This window comes from Demequina sp. NBRC 110055 (assembly GCF_002090135.1).
Classification (GTDB): Bacteria; Actinomycetota; Actinomycetes; order Actinomycetales; family Demequinaceae; genus Demequina.
This window is the reverse complement of the sequence record NZ_BBRL01000004.1, coordinates 491,743-507,087: the sequence shown is the minus strand read 5'-3', so window position 1 is coordinate 507,087 and position 15,345 is coordinate 491,743. Positions and strand designations below refer to the sequence as shown.

The window sequence follows — 15,345 nt, the reverse complement described above, 5'->3', positions numbered from 1 at the left end:
CATTCCGCTACTTATTAACGAGCGGTGACAGGCCCGCCGAGCGTGCCTCGGCGTCGGGTAGCCCGCAGACCTCGAGCCAGTTCGCGAGCAGGCGGTGGCCGCCCTCGGTCAGCACCGACTCGGGGTGAAACTGCACGCCGTGCAGCGGCAGGTCACGGTGCTTAAGGCCCATGATGATGCCGTTGTCGGTGCGGGCGGTGACCTCGAGCTCGCCGGGCACCGTGTCCACCTCGACCGCCAACGAGTGATAGCGCGTCGCCGTGAAGGGCGACGGCAGTCCCACCAAGACGGACTCACCCGCGTGAGTCACCGCGGAGGTCTTGCCGTGCATCAGTTCCGGCGCGTGGCTCACCACGCCCCCGTAAACCTCAGCGAGCGCCTGATGGCCCAGGCAGATGCCGAGCATCGGCGTGCCCGTGCGCGCGCAGTCGCGGATCACGTCATTCGAGGCGCCGGCCTCGGCCGGGGTGCCAGGACCGGGGGAGACGAGGACGCCGTCGTACTCCTCCAAGGGACCGGCATCGGCCACCGCATCGTTGCGCACCACGACGGTCTCGGCGCCCATCTGACGCAGGTAACCCACGATCGTGTACACAAACGAGTCGTAGTTGTCGACCACCAAAATACGAGTCATGAGCCACCGTCCCCTACGGTCGGATCCTGGACCGGAATCATCGTCGACACCCACGGGAAGACCCACTCGAACAGGACGAGGACAACGGCGACAAGGACCAGCGCGACCAGGATGGCTTTCAGGAAGGCGGGTCCAGGGATGCGATCCCATACCCATGTCGAGATCATGCGGGCACCTCCGTCAACTCGCTGGGAATGCCGTGTCCCGTCGGCGCCCAGTACTTGAGCTCGCTGTAGACGATCCACCGCTCAGCCGCCGAATACAGCGGGTGACATGTAGTCAGCGTCATGAACCGCCCCGTGGCGCCCGCCCCCGGCTGGTTCGGCGTCGGAGCCACCACCTCGACGGCGCTGGGGTCGACGATCTCCCAACCCGTCACCTCATAGACCGCCCAGATGCCCTCGGTCTGGACGACGAGCGCGTCGCCCTCCTGCAACTCGTCCACCCTCTTGAAGGGCTTCCCGTATGTGGTGCGGTGACCCGAGATGGCGAAGTTGCCCAGCTCGCCCGGGAGCGCCGTGTCCGGGTAGTGGCCGATACCCAAGGGATCGAGCACGTCCCGGCGGCTATCGCCCTCGGAGATCGGTCGCACGTAATCATCGCCCCACCGAGGGACCATCATTGTCGCGAAGGTCTCGGTGTACGACGGATACGCCATCTCGGGCGGATCCTCGTCGGTGACCTTGAGGTCGTCGGGAATGGTCTCGATGTCCGTCGTGACGACGTCCCCCTCGACGACATCTGGCTCCGCCCACGCGAGTTCCTCGACGATCTCCCGCTGCGCACGGTCCCCCTGGACGTCGGTGTAGAACAACTCCCACACGACATAGAGGCCCAGCAACGCCCCGGCAAGGATCAGCAACTCCCCCAGAACCCCGACAACGGAAAGGCCACGGCGCGGCGCGGCATGCGCGGGCGAGGGCCCAGGCTGGCCCGAGGGCGTTGACTCGTCGGATGCGACTCCGGGTGGTGCGCTCATGATGAGCCCAGACTACGGGACGTGCCCGTGGGCCCAGAAGGGGTAAGAGCCAGGCGCTGGGTACCCTAGTGGTCAGCACCGCCCGGGTAGCCGGGCTCACACGACTAACGGAGAACCAGCGTGGCCGTCTCGAAGAAGCGCGACAAGAACGTCTATAAGGCTCCCAGGAACCTGGGCAAGGCCGAGGGCGAGAACCCCAAGTGGCTCATCCCCACCGCGGTCACCCTGCTGGTCCTCGGCCCCGCCTGGATCGTTGTCTACTACATCACGCGTGCGAACTACCCGTTGCCCATCGGCGACTGGAACCTGGTGGTGGGCTTCGCCTTCATGGCCGCCGCAATGGCGCTGTTCACACGCTGGAAGTGACGCCTGCCAGGAGAACTACACCGGTGTAGTTCTCCCCAGATGGGGACAACGGTGGGGATAACTACACGGTTGTTATTCACATCTCCACAGAGTTATCCACACCTCGCGGTGCACACTGTCCCCAGTTGTCCACCGCTTCTCTCCACAGGCGGTGCGCATGTGACGGAAGTGACAGATGTGAAAGGACTCAGGGTGACAACTGTCCACAGAGTTCACATCTGTGGGCTCAACCGTCGTCCTGGGGACAGGCGCAACCGCCGGGGATAACCCGGGGCGAGCGCTACGAGCGGGCGCCGCGCGCCGCAGCCTCCCGGCGATCAACGCCGCGGAACATGGCGAGCATGGTGAGTGCGCCCACGATGGCGCCACCCAGGTGCCCCTGCCACGAGACGCCGGGCAGCAGGCCGATGAAGGGGCCTCCGATGAAGATGGCGGCGATCACCACCACCTGCGTGTACGGCAGGTTCAGTCGCTTGAGCACGATTCCGTACGCGGCGATGAGGCCGAAAATTGCCCCGGAGGCGCCGATTGCGGCCGAGCCTAGGATCACCACGGACAGTGACCCGCCCAGAAGCGACAATCCGTAAAGCGCGAGGAATCGGTACCGTCCCAGCGCGGGCTCGAGGACCGAGCCGAGCTGGAACAACGCGAGCATGTTGAAGCCGATATGCCACAGGCTGCCGTGCGCGAATCCCGAGAGGATCCAATCCTCCCAGCCGCTACCCGGGTAGACCGCCCAGGCGTTGCGCCATGCTCCAGCACTGCCGTAGAGCACGGGGCCGAGTACATAGGCGACCACATTAAGCCCGATCAGCACATAGGTCGCGAGTGGCGGTCCCGCCGTCATGGTGAATCCCAGGCGAGACCTCACGGGCCGCGCCTGGGCGCGGGCCTCGTTGAGGCAGTCGACACAGAGCACGCCCACGGGCGCCGGGCGCTGACATTCCGGGCATGCCGGCCTGTCGCACCGTTGGCATCGCACGTAGGCGACGCGGTCGGGGTGGCGAGGGCAGGTCGGCGCACCGGCGCCCGCGGGTGTGCTCAACGAGTTACTCGGAGATCGTCACCGAGGTGATCGTGACGTCGTCGAGCGGACGGTCACGACCGTCGGTGGGCGTCGTGGCGATGGCGTCGACCACAGCCTTCGACTCGTCGTCTGCCACCTTGCCGAAGATCGTGTGGCCCTGGTTCAGGTGAGGCGTGGCGCCGACCGTGATGAAGAACTGCGAGCCGTTGGTGCCGGCCGGCTGGCCGGTGATGGGGTTGAGGCGCTTGCCGGCGTTGGCCATGGCGAGCATGTACGGCTCGGAGAACTGGTTGTTGGGGTGGATCTCGTCGTCGAACGTGAAGCCCGGGCCGCCGGTGCCGGTGCCGAGCGGGCAGCCGCCCTGGATCATGAAGCCCTCGATGACGCGGTGGAAGACGATGCCGTTGTAGAAGGGCTCGTTGCTCTTCTCGCCCGTCTTGGGGTTGGTCCACTCCTTCTCGCCGGTGGCGAGGCCGACGAAGTTCTTCACGGTGGCCGGGGCGTCATTCGGCATCAATTCGATGCGGATAGCGCCGGCCGTGGTCTCGATAGTTGCGATCATGCGGAACATTCTTCCACGGCTCTCGCGTTGGCACTGGGTAGATGCAAAGATGAGAGATCAGGACAGCCTGCACACGGACGAAAGGCATGACAGTGGGACGCAAGAAGCACACGGCCAAGGACGTCGAGAAGTACCGCGCACAGGCCGAGAAGGCCGCCGCTAAGGCGAAGGACGCTGCTGACCAGGCCACCGCATCGGCCAAGGACGCTGCCAAGCGGGCCCAGGACTGGGCCGCTCCGCAGGTGAAGAAGGCTCAGGAATGGGCCGGCCCTCAGGTGGGCAAGGCCGTCGCCTGGGGTGCCCCCAAGGCCGAGCACGCCTATCACTCGGGCGCTCGCAAGGCCTCTCCCTACGTCCGCCGTGCCGGCGATAAGGCGACCGAGTGGACCGACATCGCTCACGCCGCCATCGTCGGCGCCGCGATCCCGGCCGTCATCAGTGCCGTCGAGGCGGCCGCCGTGGAGCCGAAGGCGAAGAAGAGCGGCGGCCTGGGCAAGGTCGTCATCGCGGGCGCGCTGGTCGCCGCAGGCACCGCTGCCCTCGTCGTGTGGGCGCGTCGCGACCCCGGCCGCGACGAGTGGGCCGGCGACGACGAGTGGCAGTTCGACACCGACGGCGACCTCAAGCAGCAGCTGCGCGACAATGTGAACAAGGCCGTCGACCAGGTGGCCGCAGCCGCGAAGAAGGGCGCCGACGCCGCGACCGCCGCCGGCAAGGACGCCTATGACAAGGCGGGCCCGACCATCGACAAGGTGACCGGGCAGGCACAGGACGCCTACGACAAGGCCAAGTCCCAGGCGGAAGAGACGCTCGAAAAGGTGAAGTCGACCGCGACGTCGGAGGCCGAGAAGGTCAAGTCCGAGTTTGACGAAGCTCGTTCCCGTGCGACGTCCGCTGCTGTCGACGCCATCGACGACGCCGAAGATGTGTGGGAGGACGAGGGCGCCACCGGCGAGACCCCCACGACGTCCGACAAGTAACGCGCTGTCACGACGAGGGCCGCGACCACCAGGTCGCGGCCCTCGTCGTCTGCGTGGACGGAATTAACGGCCCTCGGGCGAGTCCGATACTTCACGGGCCTGGTCAGTCGGCTCGCCGGCCGCTTCGGTCACCGGGGCGCCGATGCGTCGCGATCCGCTCCACGCCGCGATGGCGACACCCGCGACGATGAGGATGTCTCCCACCGAGAACGTGTTCGCCAGGGGCAGCGGCTCGGGCCACGCGAACACGTCACCCAGCCACGGCAGCACCGCGTCGTCGACGACCGCGGAATTGGCAAAGTCGTCGCCAGCATCAATGCCGGCCGCCTCGACAGCGGCGGCGCGGGCCGGGAGGGTGCCGCCGTTCAGCGCGATCGCGACGCCGTTCATCAGCGCACCCGCACCCACGACGAGCGCGCCGCGCACCTCACGGTTGAGCCACAGGAACAGCAGGGCGGCGACGTAGGTGAGGATGTGTAGCACGGGAGCGAGGTCGTGGAGCGCATCGAACTCGATGATCACGATCTGGGCCGCGAGCGCGCCCCAGATCAGCAGCGGCCAACGAAAGCGGTGCAGCAGCAGTCCTGCGGGCCAGCGCCCAGCGACGAGGGGGGACGCGACAGCGATGATGCCGAGCGCAAGAATCAACATTTTCAGTCGCCTCGTGCAGTGTGATGGGCAAAGGTGAGAAGGGCGTCAATCTGCTCTGCGGGCACCGGGTGGCCCAGGTGGTAGCCCTGGCCGATCACTGCACCGAACGTTGCCAGCGCCTGCGCGGTGCGCTCGTCCTCGACGCCCTCGGCCACCACTCTGAGTCCGAGCGCCAGGGCCAACTCGATCGTCGAGCGCACAATGATCAGGTCGTGGTTGTCGGCATTGATGTTGGACACGAACGTGCGGTCCACCTTGAGCTCGTCAATCTCGAGTCGACGCAGATAGGTCAGGGACGCGTTGCCTGTGCCGTAGTCGTCGATCGCGACCGCGACTCCTAGTTCGCGCAGCGCCTTGATGACCAGGTCGGCGCGCACCGCATCGGCCATAATCCCCGTCTCCGTGACCTCCAAGACGAGGGCCTCGGGGGGTACGCCGTGGCGCTCCAGAACCTCGGACACCTGGTGGGGGAGGCCGAGGTCCGAGAGGTGGCGTGCGGAGAGATTCACCGCGACGCGCACGTCATGGCCGCCGTCACGCCAGCGCGCCACGTGCGAGATCGCCGAGTCAAGCACAAAGGACGTCACGGTGAAGATGAGGCCGGAATTCTCTGCCACCGGGATGAACTCCTCGGGCGATACGTTCCCGCGGCGCGGGTGGTTCCACCGCACCAGTGCCTCGAGCGCCACCACGCGGCCAGACTGCAGGTCGACCTGAGGCTGGTAGACCACGTGCAGGTCGCCAGCGCCGAGGGCGCTACGCAGGTCGGCGAGCAGCTGAAGCCGCTCCACCGTGTTGACATCGAACTCGGGGGAGTAGACGCTCACCCGGTCGCGCTCGACCTTGGCGTGATACAGCGCGATGTCGGCATGCTTCATGAGCGATTCCGAATCGGAGCCGTGGAACGGTGCGACGGCGATGCCGATGCTCGCGCGCACCAAGAGTTCAAGGCCGTCAACCTTGACCGGGTCCTCGAGCGCTTCGAGCAGCGCGGCGGCGGCCGCGCGCGAGCGCGAGTGGTCACCCTCGACGATGATCGCGAACTCGTCGCCGCCGAGGCGGTGCACGGAAGCGTCCTCGGGGGCGGCCTTCACGATGCGCGCGCCCACCTCGCGCAAGATGATGTCGCCCACCGGGTGGCCCAGCGTGTCGTTGACGTCCTTGAAGTGGTCGAGGTCGATCAGCACCAGACCGGGACCATCCGCTCCTCGGTTGCGGGCGTCGGCAAGTGTCTGCGCCAGCCGGTGGTTCGCTGAGCCGCGGTTGCCCAGTCCGGTCAACATGTCGTGCGAGGCTTCGTGCGCGTGGCGCGCGCCGCTGGCCGCAAACAGATGCGCCGCGATCACGGGTCCGGCCAGGAGAGCGATAACCCAGACACCGTCTGACGCGACATCGGCCGCGATCGCACCCACGCTCAGAAGCACGAGATGGGTGATGATGAGAAACTGCGCGTCCGTGCGCAGGACCCACAAGAACTTCTCGCGCGACGCTAGCGTCACAACGATGGCAACCAGGATCCAGTTGACGACCACCATGGTGATGCCGGCGAGGAGTAGCGGGCCGAGGGCCGCATCATGAGAGTCCGTAGGTGCACTCAGCAGGGGCGTGCTCGTCAGGCTGGTATAGACCAACCCGCCCGCGAGGACACTGACCGAATACTGTGCGACGTTGAACAGCGACTTCGTCACTTGCCGACGTTGAAGCACGTCGTCTGTCAAGCTCGCGAGAACCTGAACCAGGACTGCGACGCCCACCCCCGCAACGGGAATCAACGCGAGCACGAACGGTGATGATGTCGAGAGCGTGCGTGACTCGGAGTCGCCAAGCACCAGCTGGATCGGCTTGGCCTCTCCGATAATGGCGGCGATCGCCAGAAAGATCACCGGACCAACCATGAGGTCCGACATCACGTCTGGCCAAGGCGAGAAGCCGAGGACAAACAGAACTGCAAGTGCGCCGACAGCGGTCACAGCCGTCACATAGGCGCGGAGCGCGAAAGACGGCACCGACGGCTGAGAGGTGCCGGTGCCGCCTTCCGCTTCGTTGGGACTTAGCTCCACTTGAAGCCGGCGCCGACGATGACGGCAACGGCGACGATGGTGCTCGCGCTAGCAGTCGCGCGAACGACCGTGGAGTTGTTGAGAACGTTCCACTTCTTCATAACTGTCTCCCCTGCTTGGCCACGGACGATGCGCGTAGCTTGCGCCACTCGTGCGGTGCCGCAGGGGCCGGACGTGCCCGGCTCCCGTGACGGTGCCATCGCCCACGGAAGTGGTGACCGCCGGTCGACGGCCGCGTTCATCTTCTCGCATCTTTGCGATTCTGGGAAGGTGGCCGCGCCACCCTCACCAGGCATTTCAGGAAGCAAACCCCGATAAACGCGGCGCGATCGTCGGCGCCACTGCCCCCAGTGCCGTGAGGTAGGCGGCAGGAGCGCGCGACTCCAGCACGTCGGTCACCACCGTCCCGCCGTACGGGTCCGTCGCCGTCACGAACCAGCCCACGCCCGGGCTGGTGGGTTCCCACGAGGCGCTCACGGCCTCACCTGCAGGCACGTCCGTGTAGGAAGCAATGGTGTCTCCCATGAGGGCGTCCACCCGCACGGCGTCGGTGCGTAGGCACGCCTGCTCGGCGACGATGCCCGCCTGGGCGTAGGGGATCGTGAATTCCTGGTGCTCGTCGTCCAGCGCCTTGTGGACGGCGTCGTAGTCGTACTGGTAGTCCGAATATGTCCTTACCTGGATCTGCTGTGACTCGTTGTCGAAGTGCAGCAGGCGCAGGTACCCGTCGCCTCCGTGGGGGAGGTCCTGGTAGTCGAACAGCATGGACGTCACGGTGCGGTCGTCGCTGCCGTCACCGTCGTCGTCGAAGGAGTCGAGGCGCGTATAGGCGTCGTGATAGTGGCCCGACAGGACGAAGCGGACGTTGGGGTTAATCGCCACCACCTCATCGTGGATGCGTTGGGGGAGCGGACCCAGGCCACCGGTCGTGAGCATGTACTCGTGGAGGTTCACGAAGGCGAGGCGTTCCGGATACGCGGCGAGCACCTCGTTCATCCAGTCGATCTGCTCATTCTCGGCGCCCCAGCCCATGTACACGAACAGGAAGTCGATGCCCCCGGCGCTGAGCAGGTCGTAGTGTCCACGATTGTCGAGGTGGTCCCCTCCCCACCAGGGGTTCTGCTCGTAGCGCTCGGCGCCGAACCACTGGGAGAACTGTGTGTAGTCGTTCGTCGTCTGGTTGACGTCGTGGTTGCCCGCGAGCAGCCCATACGGCAATCCGGCCTCGTCGAGCTCGGCGTAGGCGGGGTCGGCTCGCAGCCACTGCTCGGGCTGGCCGGACCAGTCGACCACGTCGCCTGTGTGAATCAGGTACTTCAGGTTGAGCTCGTCGCGCCGCGCGAGAAGATAGTCGTGGATGGACGTCTGCCGGTCGTAGATCTCTGGCTGGGCGTTGTAGTACTGCGTGTCGGACTCCCACGCGAGCGTGAAGTCGTAGTCGGCACGCTCGGTGTCGTCAGGGTGGTGCTGGTCGACGGCCGATGCCCGGGTGGTCAGGTCCGGTCCCGCCCAGCCGATGCCGTGCTGCACCACCGCGGTTAGCGTCCCGTCGGCGTCGGCCAGCCCAGCGTCGACCACTGCCTCGAGCTCGACCGTTCCGTCGTCCTCGCGTGTCACCAGTGAGTCGACCTCGACCCAGCGGTCCTCGCGTGGGTCGTGGGCGCTGAGCGTCAGTCGCGCGTCTGCCTCGGCGCCGCCCGACCACACCACCCGTACCTGCTCGGCTCCCGGGGGAACGTCGGCCTCGAGCACCACATATGGAAGACCGCTGTCGGCTGTGGTGACCACCGCGTCGCCATCGGCCGCCGCGAGTAGCCTCAGGTCGCCGGGCGAGACGGGGGTGGCGTCGGCGCGGTCGGTCGTCGCGGCATCGGCCACCGTTCCGCTCGCCACGGTCACGTCTGTGCCGAGGTCGAGTCGGCGTCCCTCGGCGAAGGCGACGTCGAGAAGGTCGCCGGAGGCGTCATCGAGTGTCGCGGTGAGGACAGTGGCCTGGCCCGCCGAAGCGCCGGACGCGCTCGCTGAGGTGAGCACCGGCCGCTCGCGTGGAATCGTGAACGGTACGGTCGTTGTCGCGGTGTTGCCCTCACGATCCGTGGCCACCATCTGCGCGACGTGATCCCCCGGATCATCGGTGAGAGACGAGAGGGCGTGAGGAAGGCGAACGCTCCGGCCGTCCAGCGTCGCGGTCACCTCCGCGACACCGGAGCCCGCGTCCTGGGCATCCACGTCCAGCGTGACGTCGCCGCGCACCTCCGCACCGGCTCCGATACTCGGCACCAGCGCGGGTGCCGTGTTGTCCGCCCTCAGTTCGAGGGAGGCGGTCTGGGACCCGTCGCGCGCCTCGAAGGTGTGCCGTCCGTCCGTCGCCGTGGTGGTGTCCCACGTGTAGCCGAGGGCCGTGAAGGCGTCGTCGGGGACGTCGAACGTCACCTCGAGGTAGTCGATCGAACCCGCGTTGTCACCGATGTCGATCCACCGCTCGGGATCTGTGATCTCCCGCGGGCGCAGCATCCGGCCATCGGGCAGCCCCAGGCGAACGTTGCGGGCGACGAAGTCATCGTTCACCTCATTGGGGTCGATGGCGGGAGCGGCCTTGGTGCCAGAGTAGATGCGGGCGACGACGGGCTCACCCGGGTTGACCTCGTCGAGCGGCAGCGCCACCTCGACCGTCTCCGTATCGCCGAGGAAGCCCTCGTCGAAGACGGTGAGGACGTCGCCGTCGACGATGACGCCGTTGCGGAAGTAGGGGTCGGTCAGGGTGGCCTCGAACGCGAGCAGTGGCTCATGTTCAAGCTCCGGCTCACCGGGCACCTCCACGCCATCCATCAGCAAGGTGTGGGTGGGCGGGTAGGCGTCGCCACCCACCACGAGGCGCTGCTCGCCGGACACGTACGCCCCGGTACCCCGGGTCAGGGGCACCTGAACCGTCGGGACCACCAGGTCCGCGCCGAGCGGCTCGCCCCGGTGGCCCCCACCGATGCGCAGCGCGGCCGGTTCACCCGCGGCGGTGACGGTGGTCTGCGGGCCCTCGAGCACGTGGTCGCCGGCCTTCACGACGAAGCGATACCTCACCCATGCGCGCCCGACGGTGTCCGCGCCACCCAGATGCATCACGAACTTTCCGATCGCGTCGCGCGTCAGAGCGACGGTGCGCGGCTCGTCCAGGTCCGTCTCGACCTCGACGTTCACCGAGTGAAGCAGACCGTCGTCGTTGGCCCACGCCTCGATATTTAAGGGCATTCCGGGAGAGAACTGGGAGCGGGTTTCGTCGCGAAGGCGGGGCTCACGTCCCGGCGGCGCGGTGGCGATGGCGCTCCAGTCGCCCTGGGCGGACGTGTCGCCAGGCGAGGCGGCAGCGACCGTGAGCCGGGGTTGGATCTCGTCGGCATCGGCCACCACCCCGTAGTGGACGCCACCCTTGACTTCGGCATCGGCGTCACCGGGGCGGTTGTAGTAGGCGCGTGAGAGTTGAATGCCCGCGTCGGTCAGCACCTCGATGCCGCGCAGGACGGAGTTCGAGAGCCCACCGCCATCCACCATGGCGAGCGTCTCACCCTCGACGAGGTCGCTCCCGTAGGCGCTGTTGAAGTCGGCGGCGGTGAGCCCAGCCGTCGCCTCCGATCGGATCCACAGCACGAGGGTCTCGCCGGGCTGGACGATGGCCCCCGTCGTGGTGGTGGGCCATTCCACCGTCGAGACGGGGTTGAGGTCCGCGATCGGATAGATGTAGCGGATGCGGAAGTCGTCCCATGCCAGCGGCCCGTCGGACACGTTGAGCACCTCGACGTACTCGAACGCATCCGTACCGTCGTGATTGGGCGAGTTTGCGACGATCTCGGTGATCTGGAACACGGGGTCGTAGCGTTCGGGCTCCGGGGGCGGCCACACGACGCCCGGAAGGCGGGCGGCCGATGCCGGGGTTGCGACGGCGACCAGGGTGGCGGCCGCGAGGGTGGCGGCCAGGAGGCGGGGAAGAGCGCTCACGTGCGGCAGTCAACCGACCCGACACCTCGGGGGCAACGCGATGGGGCACCGGTCGTCGAATCTTTACCGGTGCGTCAGTCAATGGTCATAACCGTCACCACTTGGCCACCCGCGAGGTCCGCGAAGAGCCGTGGACGCCGGTGCCGTGTTGCTGAGCGCGCTCGCTGTCGGGGTAATGTCGTCGCGATCCCAAGGAGGTGTGATGCGCACGGCTCACCTGCTGGTGACCGCTACCCTCGCCGGTGCGGTCCTCACCGGCTGCACCACGCCTGGAGCGGCGACGCCACCCACCCCAGCGATCACCGTGACCCGGACCGCGACGCCCGCACCGTCGACGTCCCAGGCTCCCGTAGCCGCACCGTTCACGGCGCCCGGCACCGAGCTCGGCAGCGACGAGACGCTGGTGGTCCCCGTCGTCGCGCGCGACGACAGCGGAGCCACCATCGAAGTGGCCGTGGAGCTCGGCATCGTTGATGCCACCGTGGGCACCATTGAGGACATGGCGGACGTCCTCACCCCAGCCGAGGTCGACGAGCTGTGGTACCAGTACCCCGTCTTCGTGCATTACCGCGCTACCGTCAGCGGCCCACCCGTGCCCACGGGCTTCACCATCTCCGAGCCCGTGAGTGTCACCGGCGTCACATCGACGGGTGGTCAGGCGGCACCGACGACTGCCGACGAGTCACCCGCCCTTTGTCCTCCCCTGGATGTGGCCGCACTCGCCCAGGAGGGCCAGGCCGACGGTTGCTGGACGCTGGTCGCGCGCTACGACTCCGAGCTGACCAGCGTCGAGTACCGGGGTGGCTTCGTCGGCACGGCAGCGGACTACACCTCACAGCCCGTGCGGTGGGACCTGCCGGAGTCCTCGACGCCCTAGCGCGGCGTCCGAATCACGTTGATCGCGTGGGCCGCCCCGCCCACCGCCTCATAGGCGTGGGGGCCATCCGCGGCGAAAGTCGCGACATCGCCCGGCCCGACCTCCTGCGCTGCCCCGACGGCCCCGACCCGCAGGCGGCCGCCCGTCACGAGAACCTGCTCGCTCACGCCAGCGCCGTGCGCGGCCGAGCGGTGCTCGGCCCCGGGCGCGAGCGAGAGGTGGAAGACCTCAACCGTGAATCCGGGCTCCTCCCGCACGTCGAGGAGGCGGGCCACGATGCCAGGCGAGGCGACCTCGGCCCCGGTCGTCTCGGCCAGCAGCGTGGACAGCGGCGTCGCAAGCGCATGCGCGAGGGCATAGAGCGTGGACAGGGTGGGGTTGCGCGTCCCGTGCTCGATCTCGGACAGCGATCCCTTGCCGATGCCCGCCGCGGCGGCGACGGCGCTAAGACTCAGCCCACGCGCCTCGCGCGCCGCTCGCACGCGCGCGGCGACCATCGGCGGCAGGCCTGCCGCGCCGTGGGCGCCGGAGGTCGGTGCGGTGTCCATCCCGTCAATCTAGCAACACCGTTCCATGAACAGAACACATGCGCTACCGTTCTGTTCATGGAACGTCATCTCGCGCAGGCGGCTGCCACCGGCGTCGTCACCGCCCTCGTGGGATTCGGTAGCTCCTTCGCCGTGGTCCTGGCCGGACTGAGCGCGGTCGGCGCGACGTCCACCGAGGCGGCATCCGGCCTCATGGCGCTGTGCGTCACCCAGGCCCTCGCCATGCTCTACCTGTCGTGGCGCCACCGCATACCGCTCACCATCGCGTGGTCGACCCCCGGTGCGGCGCTTCTCGCCACCCAGGGCTACGTGGATGGCGGCTGGCCCGCGGCCGTCGGCGCATTTCTCGTCACCGGGACCCTCATCATGGCCATCGGCGTCATCGCACCGCTCGCGCGCCTGGTCGCCGCCATTCCCGCCGCGCTTGCCCAGGCGATGCTCGCCGGGATCTTGCTACCTCTGTGCCTCGCACCCTTCCTCGCCCTGGGGGACTCCCCGTGGCTCATGGGGTGCCTCATCGTCACCTGGGTCCTGCTCGAGCGCTTCGCCAGGCGCTGGGCCACCCCGGCGACGTTCGCACTCGCCCTCGGGGCGATGGTCGTGATCGCCGGTGGCGTCGATCTGGTCCCCGTCACTTTCGCTTTGACCGCGCCCACTCTCACCTGGCAGGCCGTCATCGGCCTAGCGGTGCCGCTGACCATCGTCACCATGGCATCACAGAACGTGCCGGGAGTCGCCGTCCTCAGCGCCCACGGCTACACCGTGCCCTGGCGCAGCGCGATGCTCGCGACGGGCCTCGGCACCCTCATCGGCGCGCCCGCGGGTGGACACGCGATCAACCTCGCGGCGATCACGGCCGCCCTTCCCGCATCGGAGCAGGCCCACCCCGACCCGCGCCGGCGCTGGGTCGCCACCGTCTTCGCGGGCGTCGCCTACCTCGTGCTCGCCACCAGCGTCGGCACGCTCACCGCGCTCATCGACGCGGGTCCCGACGGACTCATCGGGGCCGTCGCGGGCCTCGCGCTGCTCGGCACCCTCGCCAACGCGGTCGCCGGCGCCATGGCGGCAACCGAGGACCGCATCCCCGCGGCTCTCACGCTCCTGATCGCGGCCTCAGGCATAGCGATCGTGGGGATCGGCTCGGCCTTCTGGGCGCTGCTCGTGGGCCTCACGGTGCGCTGGCTCTGGCGCACCGGGGGTGAGGCGGCTACGCGGCCCCGCCGCGGCATCGGCCCCACACAAGAAAAAGCCCCTCCGCGAGGAGGGGCTGGTGGTGGAGCCTAGGGGACTCGAACCCCTAACCCCCTGCTTGCAAAGCAGGTGCGCTACCAATTGCGCCAAGGCCCCGAGCGACCGCGAGCGATCACCAGGCGTGGTGGACATCATCCCAGATGTCGCGGCGTGAGTCACGCGCGAGGGCTGCGTAAGCGATAGCCGCGCCGACTGTGGCGGCGGCCGCCAGGATGATGATTGATCTCATTCGTCCACCTCGGTGGGCCCAGGAGGACTTGAACCTCCGACCTCTTCGTTATCAGCGAAGCGCTCTAACCGCCTGAGCTATGGGCCCTTTCGCGGCGACTGCCGCGGCGACCAACCATACCCTAAGCGATGCCGCTTCTCCAAAACGGCGGGGAGGGTGGCCGATGCGGTGGCTTAGTCGTCCGTGAGGGTCACGTAGACGCCGCCCACCACGGACGACACCGCGTTGTACAGGAACGCGGCGATCGCGCTGAGGGCGGTCAGCAGCACGACGTTGACGACCGCCAGCAGGATCGCGGCGCTCATCCACTTGTTGAGCTCGAAGAACTGCATGAGGTTGATGTCCTGCGGCTCCGTGAACAGCTGCAGGATCCAGTCATTGGCGAGAATGAACAGGCCCTGGCCGTCCAGGACGTGCCAGATCACGTAGGTGGCCACCACCGTCATGATGCCGATCGCGATGGACAGCAGGAAGCCGATCTTCAGCACCGACCACGGGTCGACGCGCGACACCAAGACGCGCGCGCGGCGCGGGGCACCCTTGCCAGGGTGGGCGGGCATGTCGTTGCCCTCGGTGATGGAACGCTTGGCCTTGTCGCCGTACTCCTTGAGCTTGCCCATGCCGCCACCGAGGACGGCGGCGAATGAGTGCTCGGCGCCCTGCGACGCGTCGGTGGAATCCGTGGCCGAGGTTGCGGCGGGCGCGGACGCCGACGAGGCGGCCGATGCCGACCCGGCGGTCGCGGGAACCGCGGGCGTGGCCGCGGGAGTGGCGGTGCGTGCCTCGGCGCGGGTCTGCAGGGGCTGCGTGGTCGACACCGGCGCGAACGGGCGCTGCGGGGCCGTGGGCTGCTGTCCCGATGCGGGCTGCGCAGCGGACCCCGACTGCGGCGCGGGCGTCACGGGGCTCTGACCACTGACCGGCTGCTGGCCGGTGGTGGGGCGCAGCGACGAGCGCGTGGGCTGCTGTCCCGTGGTCGGTGCCGAGGCGCTTCCCACCGGAACCTCGTCCGTCGTCGGCTCGAGAGCCGGCGGGGTAAAGGTCTGCCCGGAGCGGGGGGCGCGGTCGTCCGCGGTCATGAATTCTCCTCGTCGTGCCGCGCGCGGCGCGCGGCATCAGTCTCCCAGGGTACTTCAGGGCGCTCTCAGGCTGAAGCAGGGCGCCGGCGTGGGCGGCCACCGGCAGCCGGAGAGC

14 protein-coding genes and 2 tRNA genes are annotated in these 15,345 nt (G+C 68.1%); 4 read left to right on the top strand and 12 right to left on the bottom strand.

Translation table 11 applies throughout. The features are described from left to right. Positions 1 to 7 precede the first annotated feature (7 nt). The 3 genes from B7K24_RS02390 to B7K24_RS02385 are packed head-to-tail and all read right to left on the bottom strand — an operon-like array spanning position 8 to position 1,613. Entirely contained in the window at positions 8 to 634 is a 627-nt protein-coding gene (locus tag B7K24_RS02390) for an aminodeoxychorismate/anthranilate synthase component II (RefSeq protein WP_084128453.1), read from the bottom strand. Beyond that, positions 631 to 801, bottom strand: a complete 171-nt coding sequence (locus tag B7K24_RS13375; RefSeq protein WP_159449116.1) for a hypothetical protein — start codon at positions 799 to 801, stop codon at positions 631 to 633. The genes B7K24_RS02390 and B7K24_RS13375 overlap by 4 nt, the downstream gene beginning before the upstream one ends. Continuing rightward, complete coding sequence (locus tag B7K24_RS02385) at positions 798 to 1,613, bottom strand: class E sortase (RefSeq protein ID WP_084128451.1); 816 nt, start codon at positions 1,611 to 1,613, stop codon at positions 798 to 800. The genes B7K24_RS13375 and B7K24_RS02385 overlap by 4 nt, the downstream gene beginning before the upstream one ends. 120 nt (positions 1,614 to 1,733) lie before the next feature. Here B7K24_RS02385 and B7K24_RS02380 point away from each other — a divergent pair, with 120 nt between their 5' ends. Further along, positions 1,734 to 1,979: a cell division protein CrgA gene (locus tag B7K24_RS02380; RefSeq protein WP_084128449.1), complete on the top strand. Its 246-nt coding sequence runs from the start codon at positions 1,734 to 1,736 to the stop codon at positions 1,977 to 1,979. A 280-nt stretch (positions 1,980 to 2,259) separates the two neighbouring features. Here B7K24_RS02380 and B7K24_RS02375 read toward each other — a convergent pair whose 3' ends face one another. Next, positions 2,260 to 2,850 carry a rhomboid family intramembrane serine protease gene (locus B7K24_RS02375; protein ID WP_234986519.1) on the bottom strand — a complete coding sequence of 197 codons (591 nt, stop codon included), beginning with the start codon at positions 2,848 to 2,850 and terminating at the stop codon, positions 2,260 to 2,262. Positions 2,851 to 3,028: 178 nt separating this feature from the next. After that, complete coding sequence (locus B7K24_RS02370) at positions 3,029 to 3,568, bottom strand: peptidylprolyl isomerase (protein ID WP_084129217.1); 540 nt, start codon at positions 3,566 to 3,568, stop codon at positions 3,029 to 3,031. Between the two features lie 86 nt (positions 3,569 to 3,654). On the opposite strand from B7K24_RS02370, the gene B7K24_RS02365 reads away from it, so the two are divergent. Continuing rightward, a complete protein-coding gene (locus tag B7K24_RS02365; protein ID WP_084128446.1) occupies positions 3,655 to 4,548 on the top strand; it encodes a hypothetical protein in 894 nt (297 codons plus the stop codon). 63 nt (positions 4,549 to 4,611) lie between these two features. Here B7K24_RS02365 and B7K24_RS02360 read toward each other — a convergent pair whose 3' ends face one another. The 3 genes from B7K24_RS02360 to B7K24_RS02350 form a co-directional block, all read right to left on the bottom strand. Continuing rightward, entirely contained in the window at positions 4,612 to 5,199 is a 588-nt protein-coding gene (locus B7K24_RS02360) for a DUF5317 domain-containing protein (protein WP_084128445.1), read from the bottom strand. A gap of 2 nt (positions 5,200 to 5,201) precedes the next feature. Beyond that, positions 5,202 to 7,082, bottom strand: coding sequence for a bifunctional diguanylate cyclase/phosphodiesterase (locus B7K24_RS02355; RefSeq protein ID WP_159449115.1), 1,881 nt, complete (start codon positions 7,080 to 7,082; stop codon positions 5,202 to 5,204). A gap of 474 nt (positions 7,083 to 7,556) precedes the next feature. After that, complete coding sequence (locus B7K24_RS02350; protein WP_084128442.1) at positions 7,557 to 11,246, bottom strand: metallophosphoesterase; 3,690 nt, start codon at positions 11,244 to 11,246, stop codon at positions 7,557 to 7,559. A gap of 202 nt (positions 11,247 to 11,448) precedes the next feature. Between B7K24_RS02350 and B7K24_RS02345 the strand changes: the two genes are divergently transcribed. Continuing rightward, complete coding sequence (locus tag B7K24_RS02345; RefSeq protein ID WP_084128440.1) at positions 11,449 to 12,123, top strand: hypothetical protein; 675 nt, start codon at positions 11,449 to 11,451, stop codon at positions 12,121 to 12,123. On the opposite strand, the gene B7K24_RS02340 is transcribed toward B7K24_RS02345, so the two are convergent. Next, positions 12,120 to 12,671, bottom strand: a complete 552-nt coding sequence (locus B7K24_RS02340; protein ID WP_200808262.1) for a helix-turn-helix domain-containing protein — start codon at positions 12,669 to 12,671, stop codon at positions 12,120 to 12,122. The two genes, B7K24_RS02345 and B7K24_RS02340, sit on opposite strands and share 4 nt — an antisense overlap. A gap of 57 nt (positions 12,672 to 12,728) precedes the next feature. On the opposite strand from B7K24_RS02340, the gene B7K24_RS02335 reads away from it, so the two are divergent. After that, complete coding sequence (locus B7K24_RS02335; protein WP_084128439.1) at positions 12,729 to 13,955, top strand: benzoate/H(+) symporter BenE family transporter; 1,227 nt, start codon at positions 12,729 to 12,731, stop codon at positions 13,953 to 13,955. Here B7K24_RS02335 and B7K24_RS02330 read toward each other — a convergent pair. The 3 genes from B7K24_RS02330 to B7K24_RS13610 form a co-directional block, all read right to left on the bottom strand. After that, positions 13,943 to 14,018: transfer RNA gene (locus tag B7K24_RS02330), tRNA-Ala, on the bottom strand. The two genes, B7K24_RS02335 and B7K24_RS02330, sit on opposite strands and share 13 nt — an antisense overlap. A 146-nt stretch (positions 14,019 to 14,164) precedes the next feature. Continuing rightward, a tRNA-Ile gene (locus B7K24_RS02325) sits at positions 14,165 to 14,238 on the bottom strand. 86 nt (positions 14,239 to 14,324) lie between these two features. Further along, the gene (locus B7K24_RS13610; protein WP_084128437.1) at positions 14,325 to 15,230 is read right to left on the bottom strand and encodes a DUF3566 domain-containing protein; all 906 of its coding nucleotides are present in this window, start codon (positions 15,228 to 15,230) and stop codon (positions 14,325 to 14,327) included. Positions 15,231 to 15,345: the final 115 nt, after the last annotated feature.